Genomic DNA, 18947 nt, shown 5'->3' with positions numbered 1-18947 from the left:
AACAACGTCTTCCTGTTGAAATAAAACCTAAAACTTAAACGGCCTTCAAATGATTGGCCTGTATGGAGCCGGGCATAATATGCGCCCCGAACTCACGAATCAAACTAACGATAAACGGATCTTTAGGCGCATCTTGCTCCGCCTGATGCTGGCGCTGCTCACGCTCGGCCTGCTCTACCGCGTAGGCCGTTGCATCACCCGTTGCACCGTATTCAATATTAACCCGTACTACTTGCCCAAAATACTCAGCAAGCACGGTACTTAACCTTGCTTTAGCCTGACTGTCATCGGCGGAGCGTATTTGCGCACGCAACACGATCTGACCTTCTTTGTCAGCACCAATCCATTCACTCTGACGTGCGAGCTCCGCCGCCCAACCGCTAAGCGGCAAACTAGCTGCCACCGCAGGCCAGCCTTCAGAATTCATTCTTTTGAGAGACGCAGACTTTGCGACTTCTCTAGGTTCTGAGATTAAACCCGATAAATCTGGTTCCGCGACATTCGCCTCAAAAGACGACACATCATCTTGGCCTGAGAACGAATCATCAAAACCTGGATCACCCGCCTGCTCATACGGAGCATCATCGCTCGCGCTGGCTTCATCTTCCCACGGAATATCATCAAAACCCGCAGGAGGCTCATTCGCCGCTGAAGCAGGCTCAGCCACAACCTCTGGCGCGGGAGCACTAGGCTTATTCAGAATCGTACCGCCCACTTCTGTGGTTGGCGGCATAGCGCCTGCTGGCGGTGCGGGTGGCTCATCATCACGTGCTGCAGGCGGTTGCTGCACAGCGGGAGTTTCCGCTGGTGCCGCCGCCGAGCTAGGCGAGACGGCTTCAGCCGTTTGCTCTGCCGGTGCAGGCTCAACGGCAGCCTCTGGCGCTGGATTGTCCACAGAAGCGTGCTGAGCCGCTTCTACTGCAGACTCTACCGCTTGCTCTAACTGTGGAGAGGCGACTGCAGGGGCCGTCACCACAGCAGCAGCCACCGCAGGCGCGGCCACTGACGGCTCTCTACGAATCTCAGGTTGCGATGGCAAGGCATCACCCGGCATCAGCGCCAACATGCGCAAGCAACCCATCACAAAGCCAGCGTACTCATCCGGAGCCAAGCTCAATTCTTTACGGCTATGTACGGCGACCGAGTAAAACAACTGTACGAAGTCTGGCCCCAACTGCTTAGCCAAATCTTGAATATCTGCTTGTAAAGGATGTTCAGCAGGCGTTGCACCAGGCAAACGCTGCTCTACTGCGATCTGCGAGAGCAATACCGCTAAATCACCCAGCGCGGCGGAATAAGACAAGCCACGCAAAGCCAAATCATCAGCCACCGCCATCAAGGCCTGCGCATCGCGATTAATCAATGCTCGCAACAACTGGCACAAATGCCCTTGGTCAATCGTGCCCAACATACCTTGCACGGCATCATTGTTGACGTTGCCAGCACTGTAGGCAATAGCTTGATCGGTTAATGACAGCGCATCACGCATAGAGCCCGCTGCCGCTTGCGCAATCAAGCGCAAACCTAGCACATCGAACTCGATTTTTTCTTCTTCTAGAATGTACTGCAAGTGCTCAACAATAGCGGGGACTGTCATTTGCTTGAGGTTGAACTGCAAGCAACGCGACAACACCGTCACAGGAATTTTCTGTGGATCAGTGGTCGCCAAAATAAACTTCACGTGTGCTGGCGGCTCTTCCAAGGTCTTCAGCATGGCGTTAAACGCATGCCCCGTCAGCATGTGCACCTCGTCAATCATGTAGACCTTATACCGGCCCACACTAGGCGCATACACCGCTTGCTCTAGCAACTGCGTCATCTCGTCCACACCACGGTTGGACGCCGCATCCAGCTCTACATAATCAACAAACCTACCGCTATCAATTTCCTGACACGCGCGGCACTGCCCACAGGGATTAGGTGTAATGCCCGTTTCGCAGTTCAGCGCCTTGGCCAAAATACGCGACAACGTGGTCTTCCCCACCCCACGAGTCCCCGTGAACAGCCACGCATGATGCAGCCGTTGCGTGGTCAACGCATGGCTCAATGCACGGACAACGTGGTCCTGACCAATGAGGGTATCAAAGGAACGGGGGCGCCATTTACGGGCAAGAACAAGATAGGTCATGCTTTTAGAAGGCCAGAAAATTACCAGCATCCACTAGATGCTATCGAAAGCAAAAGTGTACCGGATTCCCGTGTTCGATGGGCAGAATAACGCTAAAGGGGGAGATGTAACAGATAGGCATAGGCCAGTAGAAGGGTGGCGAGCCTGACTTCGGCACTGATTCGGGACAGCTATGGCTGCTTCGTTCCCGACCTGACCAGGTTGACTGTTGAACCATGCGAAGGGACCCGCCACGAAAGATTGTAGCATAGGTATTACAGCTGTGTGGCAGGCTGGGCGAAATTCTAGGTGGTGGTTTTATAAGGTGCTGATACGTAAAGGTAAGCCGCTGACTTTGGCTCTGTAATGGCCGACGTATCTGCGAAATTGGAATACTACAGCGTTAGATTTATGGCGTATAAGAGCGAGATAGCCTTCATCGCCAACGCTGGGGACTGCAGGAATACTTTTTTTGATTTGACCACCAAATCAAAAAAGTTTCCTCTCCGTCCCCCGGTTGATCTGGGTGTAGTGAGATTTACAGCCCTTTCTTTTGGGTTGTTGGCAATGGCAAAGCTTGATCAATTGGAAGCAGGTCTTCAAATCGTTTGTAAGGTCAGCTGTACTATCAGAAAAAGCAGTCGAGTTGTTTTGATGAAGGCTGCAAGTGCCGAAACTATCAGCACATAAAACAAGTAGGCATCTTCAGAAATTGGTAAACATGCCCCTTCACCTGTCACAGAAGCACGCATTAGTCTCAACGGCAACCACTCTACAAACCGTGGCAAGCAATGAAGGGAAAACGGAGGAAAGTATTTTTTTATTTGGTGGTCAAATTAAAAAATACTTTTCGCAGTGCTAGCTACAGCAGCCAGTGGTGAGTACGTTGGTTCCACATTCATCGCACACGCTGGGAACTGCAGGAATACTTTTTGTGATTTGACCACCAAATCACAAAAGTTTCCTCTCCGTCCCCCGGTTGATCTGGGTGTAGTGAGATTTACAGCCCTTTCTGAAACCTGATACGTAAACCATGATGCCTTAGAGACCACAGCCTGTTCTTGATTAAAACAATGCCACACTCATCACCTACGCTGTGAACAACGAGACTCACAGCAACGCCATCTGACTCCCCACTGGCGCAATCACATATGGCACCCACAGATCCACCCGTGGGAAATACAACGCCGCTTTAGCCTGCCGCCCATCCAAGGCATGTACTTGCTCGCAATAACGCTGTAGTTGCGCACTATGTCGCTCTAGCATGCGTCGCTCAAACATAGCAATGGTTTCTCCTTCTGCAGGTGCAGAAGTTTTGTAGTCCACGATTAACCAGTGGTCTTCTTGCGAGATCGCCAAGTCAATCACGGAGACCCGCCCTCCCGCGTCCAACAACGACCATTCTCTATAGGCTTTAGCAACACCCAACAACCACTGCCCTCGTTCACTACTGATTGTGGCTTTAAGGGTTTGTTGCAGGATATCCAAAGACTGCATGACGCGCTCTGGCTCCGTACCGGCACGCAGCAATTGTTTGCGCATGGTGTTGGCGTACGGCGTGATGCTAGCCGCATCGGCAAACTGAGCAGGGGCTGCGGCCATACGCTCTAACCACGCGTGCGCCACTATGCCCAACGCACTTTCGTTTTGCGTGGATTCAGGCCAGCGCCACGCGTTATGTGCCACAGCAACTACTTTAGGCGGCACAACCACAGGCTGTACCTGCTGTACACGTTTCAATACCCGCTGCGTGCCTGAGGAGGCTGTTGTAGCGCCAAACTCGGTGAGGGAGGTTGCGGCATCCTCTTTGGGTAAGCAATCCCAAATTCTGCCTAGTAAGCTTTGCCCACTCGGTGCTTTGAATTGGCCCGCGTCGTCTACTTTCATATCGGCCACCACATGCAATTGGCTGCGAGCACGGGTTACGGCTACGTACAACAAGCGGTTAGCTTCGTGAAAAGCACGTTGCTGCTCTCGCTTTGCTAAAAACGCCGATACAGGGTCTTGGTCTTCGCTGCCGCGAGGTTTAACAGGACCCAACAGTAAGCGACCATCGCTTTGTTCCAAGCGAATCAACGGTGCGGTGTCGCCGCGCGCAGCGCGCTCTAAGCCATACAAAATAACCGATTCAAATTCCAGCCCTTTGGATTTGTGTATGGTCATGATTTCCACACACTCCCCTGCTCCTTGTGGCACGGCGAACAGTCGTTGCACGCGTTCTTCAAAGTCGTTAACGTTGACGTCACCATAGGGTGCAAGATTTTCAAGCAAACGGAAAACCTGTTCAGCATCGTCACGGTCAGCAGAATGCGCATAAACCTGTTCGGCACCCAAGCGCTGCCAGACTTCGTGCAACCACGCCGCAAAGGGTTGGCTACCGCTGCGATTGCTCTGCGCAAACAGAGCCGCACTTGCTGCCTGCAATCTTGCCAGTTCATCGCTATCTATGGCAGCGCAGCGCTCTGGACTCGCCAATACTGCAGCGAGCAATTCTGGTATGGGTGTGTTCGCATCGTTCCCACATAAACTGTGCAAGCTGCTTAACCTCAGACCCACCATGGGGGAGCGCAAGATGGCCAACCACGCCAATCTATCACCAGAGTGGCATAAGGCACGCACCAACTGTACGAGGTCACCCACTACGGGTCTGTGAGCCAGTGGTTCTAGCTCTACCGCCCTACATGGAATGCCTTGCATGGTGAGCTCTCGCACCACTTGGCGTAAATGGCTACGTGCTCGCACCAATATCGCCACAGGGTGAGCACTGCCAGCATAACGCTGCAAACCGTCTTGGCATAACGCCACCACCTGCTGCTGTGATTGCTGGGCAATGTACTCAGCACTCTCGTCTTCAGAGGTGCTCCAGATGGGGTGAAAGCTCACTGCTGTGTGTTCAGACGCAGGGTTAAAGGGATCGGACGGGCTATAGCTCACCGCCCCCATATCGCTGTCATCGTAAGCTGGAAACAACCACCTACCGGCTACGTTCACCCACTCTACCAATCCGGCTTGTGAGCGGAAGTTGGTGGTTAGCGTTAAGGGCTCCAAACTGACTGAGCCTAGCGCTCGCGCCGCTTTCACGCGCAAGAATAATCCCACTTCCGCTTTACGGAACCGGTAGATAGATTGCATAGGGTCGCCCACCAAGAACAGCGTACGACCATCACCCGCTTCCCACCCAGAGCTTAACCCTTCTAGCAGTGCGATTTGCGTCAAGCTCGTATCTTGGAACTCGTCCACCAGCAAATGCTGTATGGCACGGTCAGCCTTAAGCAAAAGCTCGGAAGGCTCATCCGCGCTACCCAAAGCGTGCAAAGCCCGTTGTGAAATTTCGATGAAATCCACCTCGCTTTGCTCGGCAAATACTTGGCGCAGTTGAAAGCTTGCCAACCACAGCACTTGGATGAAATTCATCAACGCGTCTAATTGCTCTTCACTGTAGCCATTGGGCAAATCACGCACACGTGCCAAAGCAGCGATCCACGGCGCATCGACAGCGGCGGATGCAATCCATTCCTCTAAGGCAGCTTTCTCAGTGGTTTTAGGGGCAAAACCTTGGGCAACTGTAATGCGCTTACGCAGCTCGCCTTTACCTGTCAGCAAAAAGTCGGCCAAACAGCGCCATTGCGGTAAGGCATCTATGTTTGCCGATAAAGGCTCACCATTCCATTGCTGTAATAACAGCAGGCTGTCATTACCTGTTGCCGCAAGTTGTTCGGCAGCATGGCGCACCAATGGTGCTAAATCGTGTGCCCAGCCTAACGGCATGGAGGATGCCAACAAGGCTAGTTCTGCCTGCAGGATTTCTTCCAGGTTATCTTCGATTTGGAAGATGCTTTCGGGATCACCCAAAATAGGCTGCCACTGGTCACGGCTCGCCAACATTTGCATCAACAACTCTTCTGCCGCCGGTACGTGCACATCCATATGCGCCATCATTTTGGCTACCGGCTCTTGTTCTTCGATCATCGCCAATGTGGCTTGTGCAGCGCGGCGGTAATGTTGGCTCACATCCTCGGCTACGGCAGGCATACCGCCTAAGCCACTCACCCACGGCATGGCTCGCACCAAATGCGCGCATAGGGAGTCAATGGTACGGATACTTAAGCGTGCGGGGTAATCCAACAAACTCCAGCCCAGTTCCTCATCACGCTGCATGGCTTGACGGGCCAGCTCCCAGCTTTGGCGCTTATAGGCCTCTACGGGAGAGATATCCGATGCACCTGCCCGCAATTTCTCTAGCACCCTAGCATGCATTTCTGCCGCTGCTTTTTTGGTAAAGGTGATAGCAACTACTTCTTCTGGCCGTCTCACGGTGGCTAGCAATGCCAAAATTCTATCGGTAAGCAGCTCGGTTTTTCCTGAGCCGGCAGGCGCTTGCACCAGGAATGAACGTCGTGGGTCAATGGCGGTTTGCCGTACGGCGGCGTCATTAGGCGTGATCATCGTTCACCTCATTCAAGCGCAACATCGGTAATACGTCACAAAACATGAGATCTTGCTCATTCCATAATTGATTTGCGGCATAGCCCGCGCAGAACTCATCCGCTAACGCTTCTATAGCCTGTTGCCACTGCTGCACTTGTGTTTCCCAATCGGGAAGATCGTATTTCTTACTGGCTGACTCCGGCGTCATCACATCGCCAAAAGGCTGCTGCGCATACCCTGTCACACCGGGTGCTCGGGTATTCAGCCACGCTAACGCCGCACCACCCACGTCTTCTCCCTGTTGCTGCAAATGCGCGGCATACAACGGCAACTGCAACTCTATGGGTCTAGGTCGCAACCAATCATCTAGCGGATTGCGTCTGTTCAACGAGGTTTTGTAATCCAGCACCACCACACTGCCATCCGCCAACTGATCCAATCGGTCTAGTCGCATGGATAAGCTCAAATTCTGATAGGCCCAGTACAGCGTTTGCTCTAATGAACGCACCTCGAAATCGGGACGCGTCAACTCAAAAGCAAACCAACTACGCAATACCATGTCAGCGCGCTCGCACTCCAGTTGGCGCAACCGCGCTGAATAGCCGTGCAAGGTTTCTTGTGCCGCTTTTTCAATGCACTCTGCCAACCCTTGGGGTTGGGTTTCTAGCCACTGTGCCAAGCCAGCTTGCGTGCGTGGCTCACATGCTTCCCATGCGCGTTCAATGGCACTGTGCAAAAACTGGCCACGCACGTTTTGTTCACCCACCTGCGCATAATCTGGCAAGGCGGCGGCAAATAAACGGTATTTCACAAATGCCCATAGGGGGGATCGCGCTTGCGTATCCAGCACCCCTGCCCCACCGCGTATTGGGGTATTTTGCACTAGAGCAGGACCATGCTCATCACGCACATACTCCAGTGCAGCAGCCTCTGTATCCACTGCCGGTAACGTGTAGTCGTACTGCTCTAACTTGCTCAGTAATGGGCTAGGACGCAATAACTGCTCGCCCTGATACTGTGGATAACTCACGCGTACCACCTTGGCACTGCCACACAGCGAGTTAAACAAGTAACGCGCCCATTGCAGCTCACGCTCGGGGGTAGAGCGCGGTGCATTCACACGCCGTAGCGCACTGTAGGGAATGAGCGGGTTAGGTCGCACTGCAGCAGGCAATACTTCGTCGCTTAACCCTAGAATCCAGATGGCATCCCATTGACCGCCCTCGGCCTCCAGCATCCCCAACACATCTAAGCGAGACGACGGATCGCGCTGGGGCTGAAAGGCGGTTTCACGCAGCAAGCGTGTTAACAATCGCAGCGCCTGCCCAAAACGCAGTGTGGATAACAAAGGCGTTTGCTGAGCAAATTGCCCCAACTTGGCATCAAACGCTTCCATTACCTGAAACGCGTGACTATCTAAACTTTCTTGACCGGGGAACCCCAAGTGCTGCAGCAAGGTACGCATACATTGCGCCCACCCCAAGGCGGACTGGCGTGTTGGCTGTGCTTGCAAGTGTGCCCAAGCCACGCCCCATGCTTGATGCAGTTCAGGCAAACGCTCAGTCAGTGCGGTTTCCCATGTCAGCCTATCTAGACTCAGCTCACCTTGCTGGCGCAAGCGTACATCCCACATCACCCGCGAGGCGGCTTCACTCATGCTGCCTGCGCAGGCTCCTGCCAATAAGGCTTTGCCTACAGTACTGGCAGTGACGTTTTCGGTGCGCAACAACTCGGCCATCACCTCTAACCATGCTAAGGCTGCACGTACTAACGGCCATTCTGTTAACGGTCTAGCTACCGCCACGTTCCACGCTAAAGCAGGTAGATTATCCCCACCCCCTCGGCAGGCTTCGCTTAATAGCCTATGGGCTAAGGGCACATTTTTTTCCAACTGCGCTGCCACAATTGCCACTTTGTGATATGGATTCGCGCGCAATTGCTCTACCGCCCACTGCACGGCCAAACGCCATTCTTGATCGCTATCGTGTGCAGCTATTTGCAATGGATCAGAGACTTCCACTTCTTGTGTCGCCAGTTGATAGCAACTTACCCCTTGAGCACGTAGCGCTTGCAACAAGACGGTGAAACGCGGCGATAGCTCGTGGAACCCCGCTAATACCAGTGTGGTAAAGGGTGGCTGTAAGGCCGAGGCTTGTAGCGCCTGCAACACTCTATTAGCCGACCTATTAGCATCATCTAAATCCGACTCTTGCAGTCTATTCTTATAGCGTTCGCGCCACCGTAAAAAACGCTCGTAGTCAGGAGACTGCTCGGCCTCTAGAACATCTATTTGCCAATCGTCCAGCAGTGTATCCGCCTCACTGGCCAACTTGGCGGCTTGACGCATATCCAACAAGCCTTCGCCCTCGGTGGCTTCTTCCTCACGTATGGACTCTTCCCATGCATAGTGGCAGCCAAAGCTGTCCAGCACATGCGCAGCAGGCGTAAAGCGTTCGCTAAAACACAGCTCGTCCGCCAACTGGCGCAACCATGCTCCTACGGGCATGATTTCTGGCACCGCCATCGTGCGTTGACCGGCGTTCAGCGAACGCTGCAAGGTTTCCAGAATACGCCGGGCAAAACGGTTATTCACCGTCAGAATCAAGGTTTGAGTACTCTCCAACTCGCCCAGTTCGTGCATCTGCAAATAAGGAATTTCCTGCATGACGGGGATTTGCCTCCGCTTTGTCCTGTAATATAGATGCTTATTGTAGCGGCCTCCTTGTACTAAGATGCCCTTTACTTACTGACAGTATTGTTTGAATTATGTCCGACTCTTCTATGCCTGAATTTGAACTCGCTGGCTCCATATGGTTTAGGTCTGGAACCCAGAACTGGGGGAACCCACGACGCATGGCATTGCTTGCGGCTATCCGTGAGCACGGTTCTATTTCTGCTGCTGCCCGCGATATAGGGTTGAGCTACAAAGCCGCGTGGGATGCCATCGACACCATTAATAACTTGTCTGATGAAACCCTCATAGAACGCAGCACAGGTGGCCAACGTGGGGGCGGCGCAATGCTCACCCCAAAAGCCATTGAGATTCTTGAGCTGTATGAGCACTTAGACGAAGTGCATCAGCGTTTCATGAAACGCTTGTCCCGTGCCCGTCCGGGTTCTGAACAAACCATGCAGGTATTGCAAAACATGATGGTACAAACTTCTGCACGTAATAATTTCATCGGTACAGTCAGTGATGTCACCCTGTCTCAAATCAGCGCTGAAGTACGCCTGAGCATTGGTGAACAGTTTGAGATTGTGTCCTCTGTTACCCGCGAAAGTGTGGAAACACTAGGGCTGACCAAAGGGGTACGGGCGCTGGCGTTTATTAAAGCCTCGTCCATTATTATTGGCACAGATTGCGGTACGGCTCGTATGTCAGCACGCAATATTCTGCATGGCAAAATCGTTCACCTGCAAAGTGAAGAAGTGGGTGCAGAGGTAGGCTTGGAGTTACCTAGCGGGCATCGTATTGCCGCCACCATCACCAGCGAAAGCATGCAACGCCTAAAACTCACTTTAGGCCAAGATGCGTGTGCCATCTTTAAAGCTTCTAGCGTCTTGCTCGGTACGCTGGATTAACCTACTTCTTCCTGCGCTAACTGGCTTTCTGATTCGGCTTGCAAGGCAGCTGGTGTACAGCTGCCTTCTATACGCCCACGACGGATACGATAGACTTCATCCGCCAAGACCACGGCATCTTCGGGGTCGTGCGTGATGATGATTGAAGGGATATCCAACTGCTGCTGAAGCTCTCGTAGCTCTACGCGCATTTTGCGGCGCAGATGCACGTCCAATGCTGCTAAAGGCTCATCCAAAATCAACAGTTCAGGCTCTACCGCCAACGCACGAGCCAAGGCGGTACGCTGCTTTTGCCCACCTGAAATTTCGGCTGGGTAATTGTGCAATACCGCTTCTAGTTCAAATGCCTGCACCCACCGTTTTGCTGACTCAGGCAAGAACTTGCGACCAGGGTTCAACCACGAACGACGCAAGCCATAGCAAATATTCTGTGCCACCGTCAGGTGAGGGAACAAGCCATAATCCTGCAGCAAATACGCAAGCCTGCGCTGCTGCGGTGATACCAGAATGTTCTTTTCCGAGCAGAACAGCACCCTATCGCCCACGGCTATGTGCCCGCTATCAGGGCGCAGTAAACCTGCCACGGCTTGCACCGTTAAGGTTTTTCCAGAGCCTGATGGACCAAATAACGCGATGCGTCTGGCTTCGGTATGTATGTCTACATCAAGGCTAAAACTTCTATCGCCCTGCCCTACGGTGCGCTGTATACGTATGGTGATACTCATTAGCGTGCTCCTTGTCGGCGAGCATAAGCAGGCTTGATATAGCTTGCCAACCACAACACCAACACACAACTAATAGAGGTGGTAATGACCAGTACCATCGCCAAATCATCATTACCGGCTTGCACAGCCTCGTAAATAGAAATGGATAAGGTTTGTGTGCGGCCCGGAATACTACCCGCGATCATCAAGGTGGCACCAAACTCACCTAACGCACGGGCAAACGCTAACAACACACCTGCCATAATGCCGCGCATGGCTAAGGGTAAGGTCACTCTAAAAAAGGTGGCAGTATCGGAAACGCCCAAAATTTTTGACGCATTTACCAACCGCTGATCTACATCTTCAAAGGCTGCTCTGGCGGCTTTGAGCACCATAGGGAAGGCCACCACGGTTGCGGCAACCACTGCCCCCTGCCAGGTGAACACCAATTCGATGTTCCACTGTGCCAACCATTGCCCCACTACGCCTCGACGCCCCAACAATACCAACAGGTAATACCCCACCACGGTAGGAGGCAGCACCATCGGTAACGTCAAGATTGAGTCAACCACGTTACAGAATGGGGACTTCCAGCGCGACAAGGCGTACGCACCAGCAATACCCAGAATGGAGGCAAAAAAAGTGGCCCACCCTGCCACCTTCAAGGAAAGTAACAGGGGGACCCACAGTCCTGACAGCATATGCTTAGCCTAATTAAGGCTTAGAAAAGCCGTATTTAGCCAAAATTTCTTGGCCTTCATCAGACAAGATGAAATCTACATACTCTTGTGCTTGTGGGTTCGCGCCATCGCGTTTCACAACCGCGATTGGGTAGGTCACAGGCGTCACTGTTTCCAAAACCTCTACCACTTTCACTTTGTCTTTCATGATGGCGGCATCAGTGGCAAACACAAAACCTGCATCCACTTCACCACGGCTCACGTAATCCAATACTTGGCGTACGTTTTGGCCCAACACTTGACGTTCAGTAACCGCTTCCCAAGCACCTGCTTTTTCCAAAGCGCCTTTGGTGTAACGGCCTACTGGTACTGTTTCGGGATTACCGAATGCAATACGGGTCACATCAGTATTGGACAATGAGGCCAAGCCTTCTACGTTCTTAGGATTGTCATTAGGAACAATCAGCACCACTTGGTTGCGCACGAAGTCAGCACGTGAATCAGGCACGACGGCATCTGCTTCAACGGCTTTATCCATCGCTTTTTGGTCAGCCGAAGCAAACACATCAGCGGGAGCACCATTCACGATTTGCTGCAGCAACACGTCTGACGCCGCAAAGCTGTTCAGCACTTTAGTGTCACTATGTTTTTTCTCAAACGCCTCACCAACTTCTTTGAATGCATTGGTCAAGCTAGCAGCACCTGACACCAACAATTCTCCGGCCTGAACAGCAGTACCAAAAACCAGACCTGCACTCAACGCACCCGATACACAGAGCGCTCGAACAATACGGCTATAGCTTTTCATGCCTTCTCCTTGGCAAGTTGTAAGAATCTATGAAATCATTATATATAGATGTATATAGATATCGCAAACGCCGTATAAACCGTGGTTTTCACAGCAGAGTAATCCCGCTGCTGCACCTGCCTTGGACGGTGCTCTCGTAGTATTATGCTAGGCATGAATACGTCCAAGCTTGCTGCCTTTTTAGAATACTGTTTGCTAGAAGAAGGGTTGGCCAACAATACGTTAGCCGCCTACGAGCGCGACCTTACTATTTTTGCAGAGTGGTTACATGAGCAACATGACAAACCCCTGCTGGATGCCTCCACTGAAGCTATACAAACGTGGCGCAGTGTAGAGGCTCAAACCCATAAAGCCACCACCACCAACCGACGGTTGGCGACCTTGAAAAAGTTTTATGGCTGGGCACTGCGTCAGCAATTGATCGCGCATAACCCGTGCCAAAATCTGAACTCATCCAAACAAGCGGTACGCGTACCTGCTACGTTGAGCGAAGCGCAGGTGGATGCGTTGCTGCAAGCGCCCCCAGCCGATACGCCTTTGGGGTTGCGCGATATCGCCATGTTGGAAACGCTGTACGCCACCGGACTGCGCGTAAGTGAGCTCATCAACGTGCAACTGCAACACCTGAGCATGAATGATGGTGTGATACGTGTAGTAGGTGGTAAAGGTGGAAAAGACCGATTAGTGCCGTTAGGTGCGCAAGCCCAAGACTGCCTACAGAACTATCTACAGCATGCACGACAGCTAATTCTAGGCCAACAGCGTAGCCCCTTTTTGTTTGTGACCGGGCGTGGTCAAGCCATGACCCGACAGGCCTTTTGGTTGCTGATCAAAAAGTATGCGCTGCAAGCGTGCATTCACGCACCGCTATCGCCCCACGTGCTGCGTCACGCCTTTGCCACGCACCTACTGAATCACGGTGCTGATTTACGTGTCGTGCAATTGCTGCTTGGGCACGCTGATATTTCTACCACCCAGATTTACACCCACGTTGCCAGAGAGCGGCTCACACAACTGCATCAACAACACCATCCACGAGCATAATTTCGTTATGGCCAAAGCAAAACACGTTAGCGAAACCCCAGCCACACAGTGGCTACGCAAAGCAAATATCGTCTTCACTGAACACAACTATGACTACATCGATCACGGTGGTGCTCAAGAGGCGGCACGACAGTTGAAGTTTCCGCCTGCCCAAGTTGCGAAAACATTGATCATGGAAGATGAGAATACCAAGCCACTGATTATTGTGATGCACGGCGACCGCGAGGTATCCACTAAGAACCTCGCCAGACAAATAGGTGTAAAAAAAGTCACCCCCTGCAAACCAGAAGTTGCTCAACGTCACTCAGGTTATATGGTGGGCGGCACATCGCCGTTTGGCACACGCAAAACCATGCCTATTTTCATAGAGCAAAGCCTGCTGGAATTTCCTACTATTTTGATCAATGGCGGTAAGCGTGGTTACCTACTGGAACTGCCGCCCACCACATTGGTCACGGCCTTAGGTGCTACCCCTGTAGACGCTGGGCTAGACGCACACGCTTAATTTTTACTGGAATAGCGCATGATTCATCACCTCGATCATTTGGTACTGACCACCAGTAACGAAGCCGCCTGTGTTGCTTTTTATGTAGACGGTTTGGGTATGGAACTTGTCACCTTTGGCCAGAACCGTAAAGCCTTTAGCTTTGGTAGTCAAAAAATCAATGTGCACGTCAAAGGTGCAGAGTTTGAGCCCAAAGCTCACTTACCAGTCCCCGGTGCGTTGGACCTCTGTTTTATGGCTGATCGCCCATTAGATGACGTGATTGCACACTTACACGCCAAGGGCATCACCATTGTAGAAGGCCCTGTGCCACGCACAGGGGCTACTGGCCCCATACGCTCTATTTATCTGCGTGACCCTGACCTGAATTTGATCGAAATTTCTGAGCCCCTCACCACAACCTAACGCCATGTAGTGTGAGCCCCTATAGTGCTTTTTCTTTTGTAAGAGGCCCCATGAGTTCTGACCTGCTTCCTTTTGACCAGCTTAAACAACGTTGCCACGATGCGTGGAAAGCCTACACTCAGCACGACTTTGTGCGCCAATTAGGCGCAGGGTCGTTACCTGCCGAAGCCTTCAAGCATTATTTACGCCAAGACTATTTGTTCCTCGTGCACTTTGCTCGTGCCTGGGGCTTAGCGGTGTATAAAAGCCGTTCTATGCAAGAACTGCGCCAAGGTCTGGATAGCCTTAAAGCCATTGTTGATCTGGAAATGGGCCTGCACATTCAGTACTGCGAGCGCTGGGGCATTAGCGAAAAAGAGCTGGGTGAACTGCCTGAAGCCCGCGCCACCATGGCTTATACCCGCTATGTATTAGATGCGGGTAACCGTGGTGATTTATTGGATTTGCACGTCGCACTGGTGCCATGTCTGATTGGGTACGCTGAAATCGCCAGTTGGTTGGTAGAACAAGACTTTACTGATTTATCCGACGATAACCCATACGCAGATTGGATCAAGATGTACATCAGCCCTGAATTTCAGCAGGCCGCCAACGCCGAGAAAGACTGGCTGAACCAACACCTTAGCCACATAGATCCAGCGCGTATGGATTATCTGGCCACTACCTTTAGAGATGCCACACGGTTAGAGGTGGATTTCTGGCAGATGGGCTTAGATCAAGCCGACTAACACGACGTACTTGCCGCTGGCCTTAACGCCAATACTGCACCATCAGCATCATGCCAGCGGCTAGCCCTAAAAACGGGCCAAAATACAGCATGGTGGGCCAACTGGCTGTACGGCAACGCTGTAGCACGGCGTAACACAAGGCCAGCGCACTGGCTACAAACAGTACATACGGCACAGCTAGCACGCCCAACCATGCTCCTATACCTGCTAAGAACTTAGCATCCCCGCGCCCCAAGCCTTCTTTACCGCGTAATAGCGCAAACACTGTGCCTACTGCCCACGGCAAACCGTAGCCTAGTGCCGCCCCCCACACGCGATCTGACAATACCCACGGCGTATCGTAAGCACACCATAGCAATCCAGACCACAGTAAGGTGTAGCTCAACTTATCGGGTAAATAGCCGTACCAGCCGTCAAAGCACATTAACAGCCACAGTTGCACAAGAAATAAGCTCAACGCCATCTGCTGCATAGCATTGGCGGGCAAGGCTAACGCCAACAACAGACTCGCTACTACCCCGCTGTACACCCGTATTTGCTGACGACGATTTATCCTCTCTGCGACTGAAAACTCCTGGCAGCAAGCCGCCCATTGCCAGCGCAAATACAACAGCGAGGTTAGCCCCACAGCCAGCATCACCATCATGGCGTGGGGTGCACCACACGTATGGCTTCTTGCAATACCGCAACGGGTTCTTGAGGGGCGTCTACGGTGTAGCGAGCCCCGTGTTGTTCTACTTGTATAGATCGCGGCTCTACCACCACCAAACGCACACCATCGGCTAGCCAATCACCGTTTCTATAGGCTTGTGCGGGTGCCCCATCAATACTTAATAGCGCGGCGCCTTGGCTGGGCTGACTAGAGCTCATTACTCCTTGTATGAGTATGCGCACAGGGCCTCCAGCTTTGCCAAACCATGTGGCCACAGCATCGGCCTCCATGCCTTGCAATACGGTATGCGTCGCCGCCAACGGCGCAAAACGTAATGTGGTGGGTGCGGCTAAATAAGCCGTGCCATAACCCGCCACGCCAGCGGCTACCACTACCATCAAACGCTGTATCCATCGCGCCATAAAACTGACATATCTCATCTATACACTGGGGACCGGATTCAACAGTGCTCTGACCGGCATGATTTTTTCCACCCCAGAGTCTGGCATGTATTAATGAAAGAAGTATGACACCACAGCATTCACTCCCCCGCTCTACAACCGCCCAAGCCTCACAGCGCGGTTTCTCTCTGATAGAAATCATGGTGGTTATTGTCATCATGGGCATCATGGCCGCACTGGTGGTTCCCAACCTGCTTAGTCGCCCCGATCAGGCCCGTGTTGTCGCGGCTAAACAAGATATTGCGGGCATCATGCAAGCCTTGAAGCTCTACCGCTTGGACAATGGTTTTTACCCCAGCGCACAACAAGGTCTGCAAGCGTTACAGCAAAAACCTTCCGCACCACCTACGCCACAAAACTGGCAGCGTTATTTGGATAAAGTGCCTACGGATCCATGGGGTAATGCGTACCAATACCTCAACCCCGGCGTGAGTAACGATGTGGATGTGTTCTCTTTTGGCGCGGATGGTCAACGCGGCGGCGAAGAAATGAATGCAGACATTGGCTCTTGGCAGTAAGCGCAACCCTAGGCAACACGGCTTTTCATTATTGGAAGTCATTATTGTGCTGTTCATCATTGGCATAAGCACCAGTGTAGGCATACATTACCTACCCTCTACCTACGACAACAGCGTGAGCCAAGATGCCAAGCTGTTGACGCAGCGCTTTCAGGCGGCCCAGCGCTATGCCATCCAACATCAGCAAACACTGCGCTGGCAAAAACGCGAAGATGGCTTTGGGTTTGAGGCACTAGAAAACCCAACTTTTAACTCGCCCTTACCTGCCTCCCTCGCCCATGTTTCATGGCGTGGCGCACGATCCACCAACGTAACGCTGCAACCGTCTAGCACGCTATTGATAGAACCCTCGTGGTTGTACACCCCCTTGCTCATCACACTCGATAACGGCGTAGATAGGTTGATTATCCGCCGAGATTTGCATGGCAATTTTGATGTCAGTGCACCATGAACCGCACTGCATCACAACAAGGCTATACCTTGGTAGAGGTGTTGGTAGCACTGGCCATCATTAGCATTGCGCTGACGGCTGTGCTGCAAGCCCTGCAACTCAGCACTCGCAGCACGCAATCTATCAAGATGCGTAATCTAGCCCTGCATAGTGCGAGTAACACACTGGCTGAACTACGCTTGCAACGACAATTCCCTTCCCCAGGAAAACAGAATTACCCCTGTACGCAAGGCATGTACGAGTTCAACTGTGAAGTCACCAGTGCTAGCACCGAACATGCCAAGTTCAGACAAATCACGGTGCGCGTCACGCTGCCTGATCATCAACAAAACTTTGCCTATTTGCACGGCATTTTGATGCAACCATGACGCACGCGGCCACCACACAGCGCGGCTTCACCTTATTAGAGGTGTTAGTGACGCTGCTGATCATGAGCTTGCTGAGTGTGCTGTCGTGGCGCGCGTTGGATTACATACAGCGTACGCAATCGCAACTGCAAGACACCCAAACACGGCATCAATCCATACATGCTGTGCTACAGCAGTTAGAGCACGACATACTGCACCGCCAAAGCTCACCACTGTTCAATGAAGAGCTTAGCGATTTTCCGCTGCATCCGGATGGCATTGGCTCCGCCTACAGCGCCTTGGTCTGGGAGCAACAACCACGCAGTAACGTACTGGCCATACGCCAAACGGCTACCCCACCAACTGTGGGTAATGTGTGGCTGCAATGGCGCAGTGAGAACAACGTACTGTACCGAGATCAAGGCATACCATTTGCGACCTTGCCTGGCGCTTTACCTGCTACACAAAACCCTGTTCTGGATGACGTTCAGCAATTCAGCGCACGCGCGTGGATACCCGCACGTGGCTGGATGCCGCTACCGCTGACACAAACCACACGAGCACCGACTGGCATAGAAATCACCATCGTCAGACTAGAGCGTGGCCAATCAGTACGCTATCGCAAGGTGATCCCACTATCATGAATCGCTTTACGTTACAGCAAGGGCTGGCCGTCATTAATGCCTTGGTCATCGTGTTTGCCACCAGCGCAATTGCCGCGGCCTTGATTAGCAAACAAACGGAATACAGCGAACAATCCATCATTGAAAACGATGTGACCCAAGCCACGTGGTTGTTACGTGGTGCGATGGATTGGACACGTCAATTGCTGCTGCAAGATAGCCGCCATAGTGCGCTTACCACCAAACATGGCTTATGGGCGCAGCGTATAGACCGTATGCCTATTGAAGATGAACGCAGCACGGCCTATTTCTCGGGTTTTCTCAGCGATGAACAAGCCAAATTCAACCTACTACGCTTGCAACGACAAGGTGAAACTCGCCCCGAAGAAATCACCCGGTTAGAAAAGCTGCTGCACAGTGTTCAACTACCCAAAACCTTAGCGACGGCTCTTGCCCAGCAAATTGCTCAGGCGTATCAAAGTACTCAACACCCAGCCACTCAGGTGGGGGGCAGACTGCCTTCTGAACTCATTGCGGCACAGTCGTTAAGCCCTGCACAACGCGCACGTTTAGATGACTACACCACGTTGCTGCCCCCCGATACGCTGCTAAACATCAATATGGCCTCCCCCCAAGTGCTGCATAGCTACATAGACGATTTAAGCCTTGCCGATGCGGTACGGCTCACCACGCAACGAGATCAAGGCAGATGGTTTAACCAAGCCTCGGACCTCAGCTTGCAACTCCCCCCTGGAGTGTCCATCCCCGCTCGCACGTTAGGCGTCAAAAGCCAGTGGTTTAGTGCGCAGGGACTATTGGAGATTTCCGGCACTCAGCAATCGTTGCAAGCTCTAGTAGAACGCAAAGGCTCACAAGCTTTCATTCGCTGGATACGGTATTAATC

The 18947-nt window shown here is 52.5% G+C and carries 19 protein-coding genes and 1 other RNA gene; 11 read left to right on the top strand and 9 right to left on the bottom strand.

Features of this window, described 5'->3' with window-relative positions; all coding sequences use genetic code 11:
* Nucleotides 1-34: 34 nt before the first annotated feature.
* Together ACLPHM_RS15510 and ffs are read right to left on the bottom strand one after the other, a co-directional pair.
* Complete coding sequence (locus ACLPHM_RS15510; RefSeq protein WP_430222114.1) at nt 35-2128, bottom strand: DNA polymerase III subunit gamma/tau; 2094 nt, start codon at nt 2126-2128, stop codon at nt 35-37.
* A 134-nt stretch (nt 2129-2262) separates the two neighbouring features.
* Nucleotides 2263-2360, bottom strand: an RNA gene (gene ffs / locus ACLPHM_RS15505) — signal recognition particle sRNA small type.
* 113 nt (nt 2361-2473) lie between these two features.
* Between ffs and ACLPHM_RS15500 the strand changes: the two genes are divergently transcribed.
* Complete coding sequence (locus ACLPHM_RS15500) at nt 2474-2797, top strand: hypothetical protein (protein WP_430222113.1); 324 nt, start codon at nt 2474-2476, stop codon at nt 2795-2797.
* Nucleotides 2798-3217: 420 nt separating this feature from the next.
* Here ACLPHM_RS15500 and ACLPHM_RS15495 read toward each other — a convergent pair whose 3' ends face one another.
* Together ACLPHM_RS15495 and ACLPHM_RS15490 are read right to left on the bottom strand one after the other, a co-directional pair.
* Entirely contained in the window at nt 3218-6553 is a 3336-nt protein-coding gene (locus ACLPHM_RS15495) for a UvrD-helicase domain-containing protein (protein WP_430222112.1), read from the bottom strand.
* A complete protein-coding gene (locus ACLPHM_RS15490; protein ID WP_430222111.1) occupies nt 6540-9200 on the bottom strand; it encodes a PD-(D/E)XK nuclease family protein in 2661 nt (886 codons plus the stop codon). Before ACLPHM_RS15490 ends, ACLPHM_RS15495 begins: the two co-directional genes overlap by 14 nt.
* A gap of 101 nt (nt 9201-9301) precedes the next feature.
* On the opposite strand from ACLPHM_RS15490, the gene ACLPHM_RS15485 reads away from it, so the two are divergent.
* A complete protein-coding gene (locus ACLPHM_RS15485) occupies nt 9302-10117 on the top strand; it encodes a TOBE domain-containing protein (RefSeq protein ID WP_430222110.1) in 816 nt (271 codons plus the stop codon).
* Here the strand turns inward: ACLPHM_RS15485 and ACLPHM_RS15480 are convergent.
* Genes ACLPHM_RS15480 through modA form a run of 3 tightly spaced genes read right to left on the bottom strand, consistent with a single transcriptional unit; the run spans nt 10114 to nt 12309 of the window.
* Complete coding sequence (locus ACLPHM_RS15480; RefSeq protein ID WP_430222109.1) at nt 10114-10842, bottom strand: sulfate/molybdate ABC transporter ATP-binding protein; 729 nt, start codon at nt 10840-10842, stop codon at nt 10114-10116. The genes ACLPHM_RS15485 and ACLPHM_RS15480 overlap by 4 nt on opposite strands.
* Nucleotides 10842-11519 carry a molybdate ABC transporter permease subunit gene (gene modB / locus ACLPHM_RS15475; protein ID WP_430222276.1) on the bottom strand — a complete coding sequence of 226 codons (678 nt, stop codon included), beginning with the start codon at nt 11517-11519 and terminating at the stop codon, nt 10842-10844. Before modB ends, ACLPHM_RS15480 begins: the two co-directional genes overlap by 1 nt.
* Before the next feature lie 16 nt (nt 11520-11535).
* On the bottom strand, nt 11536-12309 hold the full coding sequence (gene modA / locus ACLPHM_RS15470; RefSeq protein WP_430222108.1) for a molybdate ABC transporter substrate-binding protein: 774 nt from the start codon (nt 12307-12309) through the stop codon (nt 11536-11538).
* Between the two features lie 153 nt (nt 12310-12462).
* Here modA and xerD point away from each other — a divergent pair, with 153 nt between their 5' ends.
* The 4 genes from xerD to tenA are packed head-to-tail and all read left to right on the top strand — an operon-like array spanning nt 12463 to nt 14991.
* Nucleotides 12463-13353 carry a site-specific tyrosine recombinase XerD gene (gene xerD / locus ACLPHM_RS15465; protein ID WP_430222107.1) on the top strand — a complete coding sequence of 297 codons (891 nt, stop codon included), beginning with the start codon at nt 12463-12465 and terminating at the stop codon, nt 13351-13353.
* A 7-nt stretch (nt 13354-13360) separates the two neighbouring features.
* Nucleotides 13361-13858 (top strand): Cys-tRNA(Pro) deacylase, encoded by a 498-nt coding sequence (gene ybaK, locus ACLPHM_RS15460; protein ID WP_430222106.1) that lies wholly within the window; start codon nt 13361-13363, stop codon nt 13856-13858.
* An 18-nt stretch (nt 13859-13876) separates the two neighbouring features.
* Nucleotides 13877-14263: a VOC family protein gene (locus tag ACLPHM_RS15455; RefSeq protein WP_430222105.1), complete on the top strand. Its 387-nt coding sequence runs from the start codon at nt 13877-13879 to the stop codon at nt 14261-14263.
* Nucleotides 14264-14313: 50 nt separating this feature from the next.
* Nucleotides 14314-14991, top strand: coding sequence for a thiaminase II (gene tenA, locus ACLPHM_RS15450; RefSeq protein ID WP_430222104.1), 678 nt, complete (start codon nt 14314-14316; stop codon nt 14989-14991).
* A gap of 22 nt (nt 14992-15013) precedes the next feature.
* On the opposite strand, the gene ACLPHM_RS15445 is transcribed toward tenA, so the two are convergent.
* Both ACLPHM_RS15445 and ACLPHM_RS15440 read right to left on the bottom strand, forming a co-directional pair.
* Complete coding sequence (locus tag ACLPHM_RS15445; protein ID WP_430222103.1) at nt 15014-15637, bottom strand: prepilin peptidase; 624 nt, start codon at nt 15635-15637, stop codon at nt 15014-15016.
* Nucleotides 15634-16065, bottom strand: coding sequence for a type II secretion system protein N (locus ACLPHM_RS15440; RefSeq protein ID WP_430222102.1), 432 nt, complete (start codon nt 16063-16065; stop codon nt 15634-15636). The genes ACLPHM_RS15445 and ACLPHM_RS15440 overlap by 4 nt, the downstream gene beginning before the upstream one ends.
* 104 nt (nt 16066-16169) lie before the next feature.
* Between ACLPHM_RS15440 and gspG the strand changes: the two genes are divergently transcribed.
* From gspG to gspK, 5 genes are read left to right on the top strand one after another with little or no spacing between them, the layout of a single operon-like run.
* On the top strand, nt 16170-16622 hold the full coding sequence (gspG, locus tag ACLPHM_RS15435; protein ID WP_430222101.1) for a type II secretion system major pseudopilin GspG: 453 nt from the start codon (nt 16170-16172) through the stop codon (nt 16620-16622).
* Complete coding sequence (locus ACLPHM_RS15430) at nt 16597-17073, top strand: prepilin-type N-terminal cleavage/methylation domain-containing protein (RefSeq protein WP_430222100.1); 477 nt, start codon at nt 16597-16599, stop codon at nt 17071-17073. Before gspG ends, ACLPHM_RS15430 begins: the two co-directional genes overlap by 26 nt.
* Nucleotides 17070-17441, top strand: coding sequence for a type II secretion system minor pseudopilin GspI (gene gspI / locus ACLPHM_RS15425; RefSeq protein ID WP_430222099.1), 372 nt, complete (start codon nt 17070-17072; stop codon nt 17439-17441). Before ACLPHM_RS15430 ends, gspI begins: the two co-directional genes overlap by 4 nt.
* Nucleotides 17438-18064 (top strand): PulJ/GspJ family protein, encoded by a 627-nt coding sequence (locus ACLPHM_RS15420; protein ID WP_430222098.1) that lies wholly within the window; start codon nt 17438-17440, stop codon nt 18062-18064. The genes gspI and ACLPHM_RS15420 overlap by 4 nt, the downstream gene beginning before the upstream one ends.
* Nucleotides 18061-18945: a type II secretion system minor pseudopilin GspK gene (gene gspK, locus ACLPHM_RS15415; RefSeq protein WP_430222097.1), complete on the top strand. Its 885-nt coding sequence runs from the start codon at nt 18061-18063 to the stop codon at nt 18943-18945. Before ACLPHM_RS15420 ends, gspK begins: the two co-directional genes overlap by 4 nt.
* Nucleotides 18946-18947 lie beyond the last annotated feature (2 nt).

This window comes from Paenalcaligenes sp. Me131, assembly GCF_050487225.1.
GTDB lineage: Bacteria > Pseudomonadota > Gammaproteobacteria > Burkholderiales > Burkholderiaceae_B > Paenalcaligenes.
Note: the sequence above shows the minus strand (reverse complement) of the source record. Positions and strands in the feature narration are given on the sequence as shown.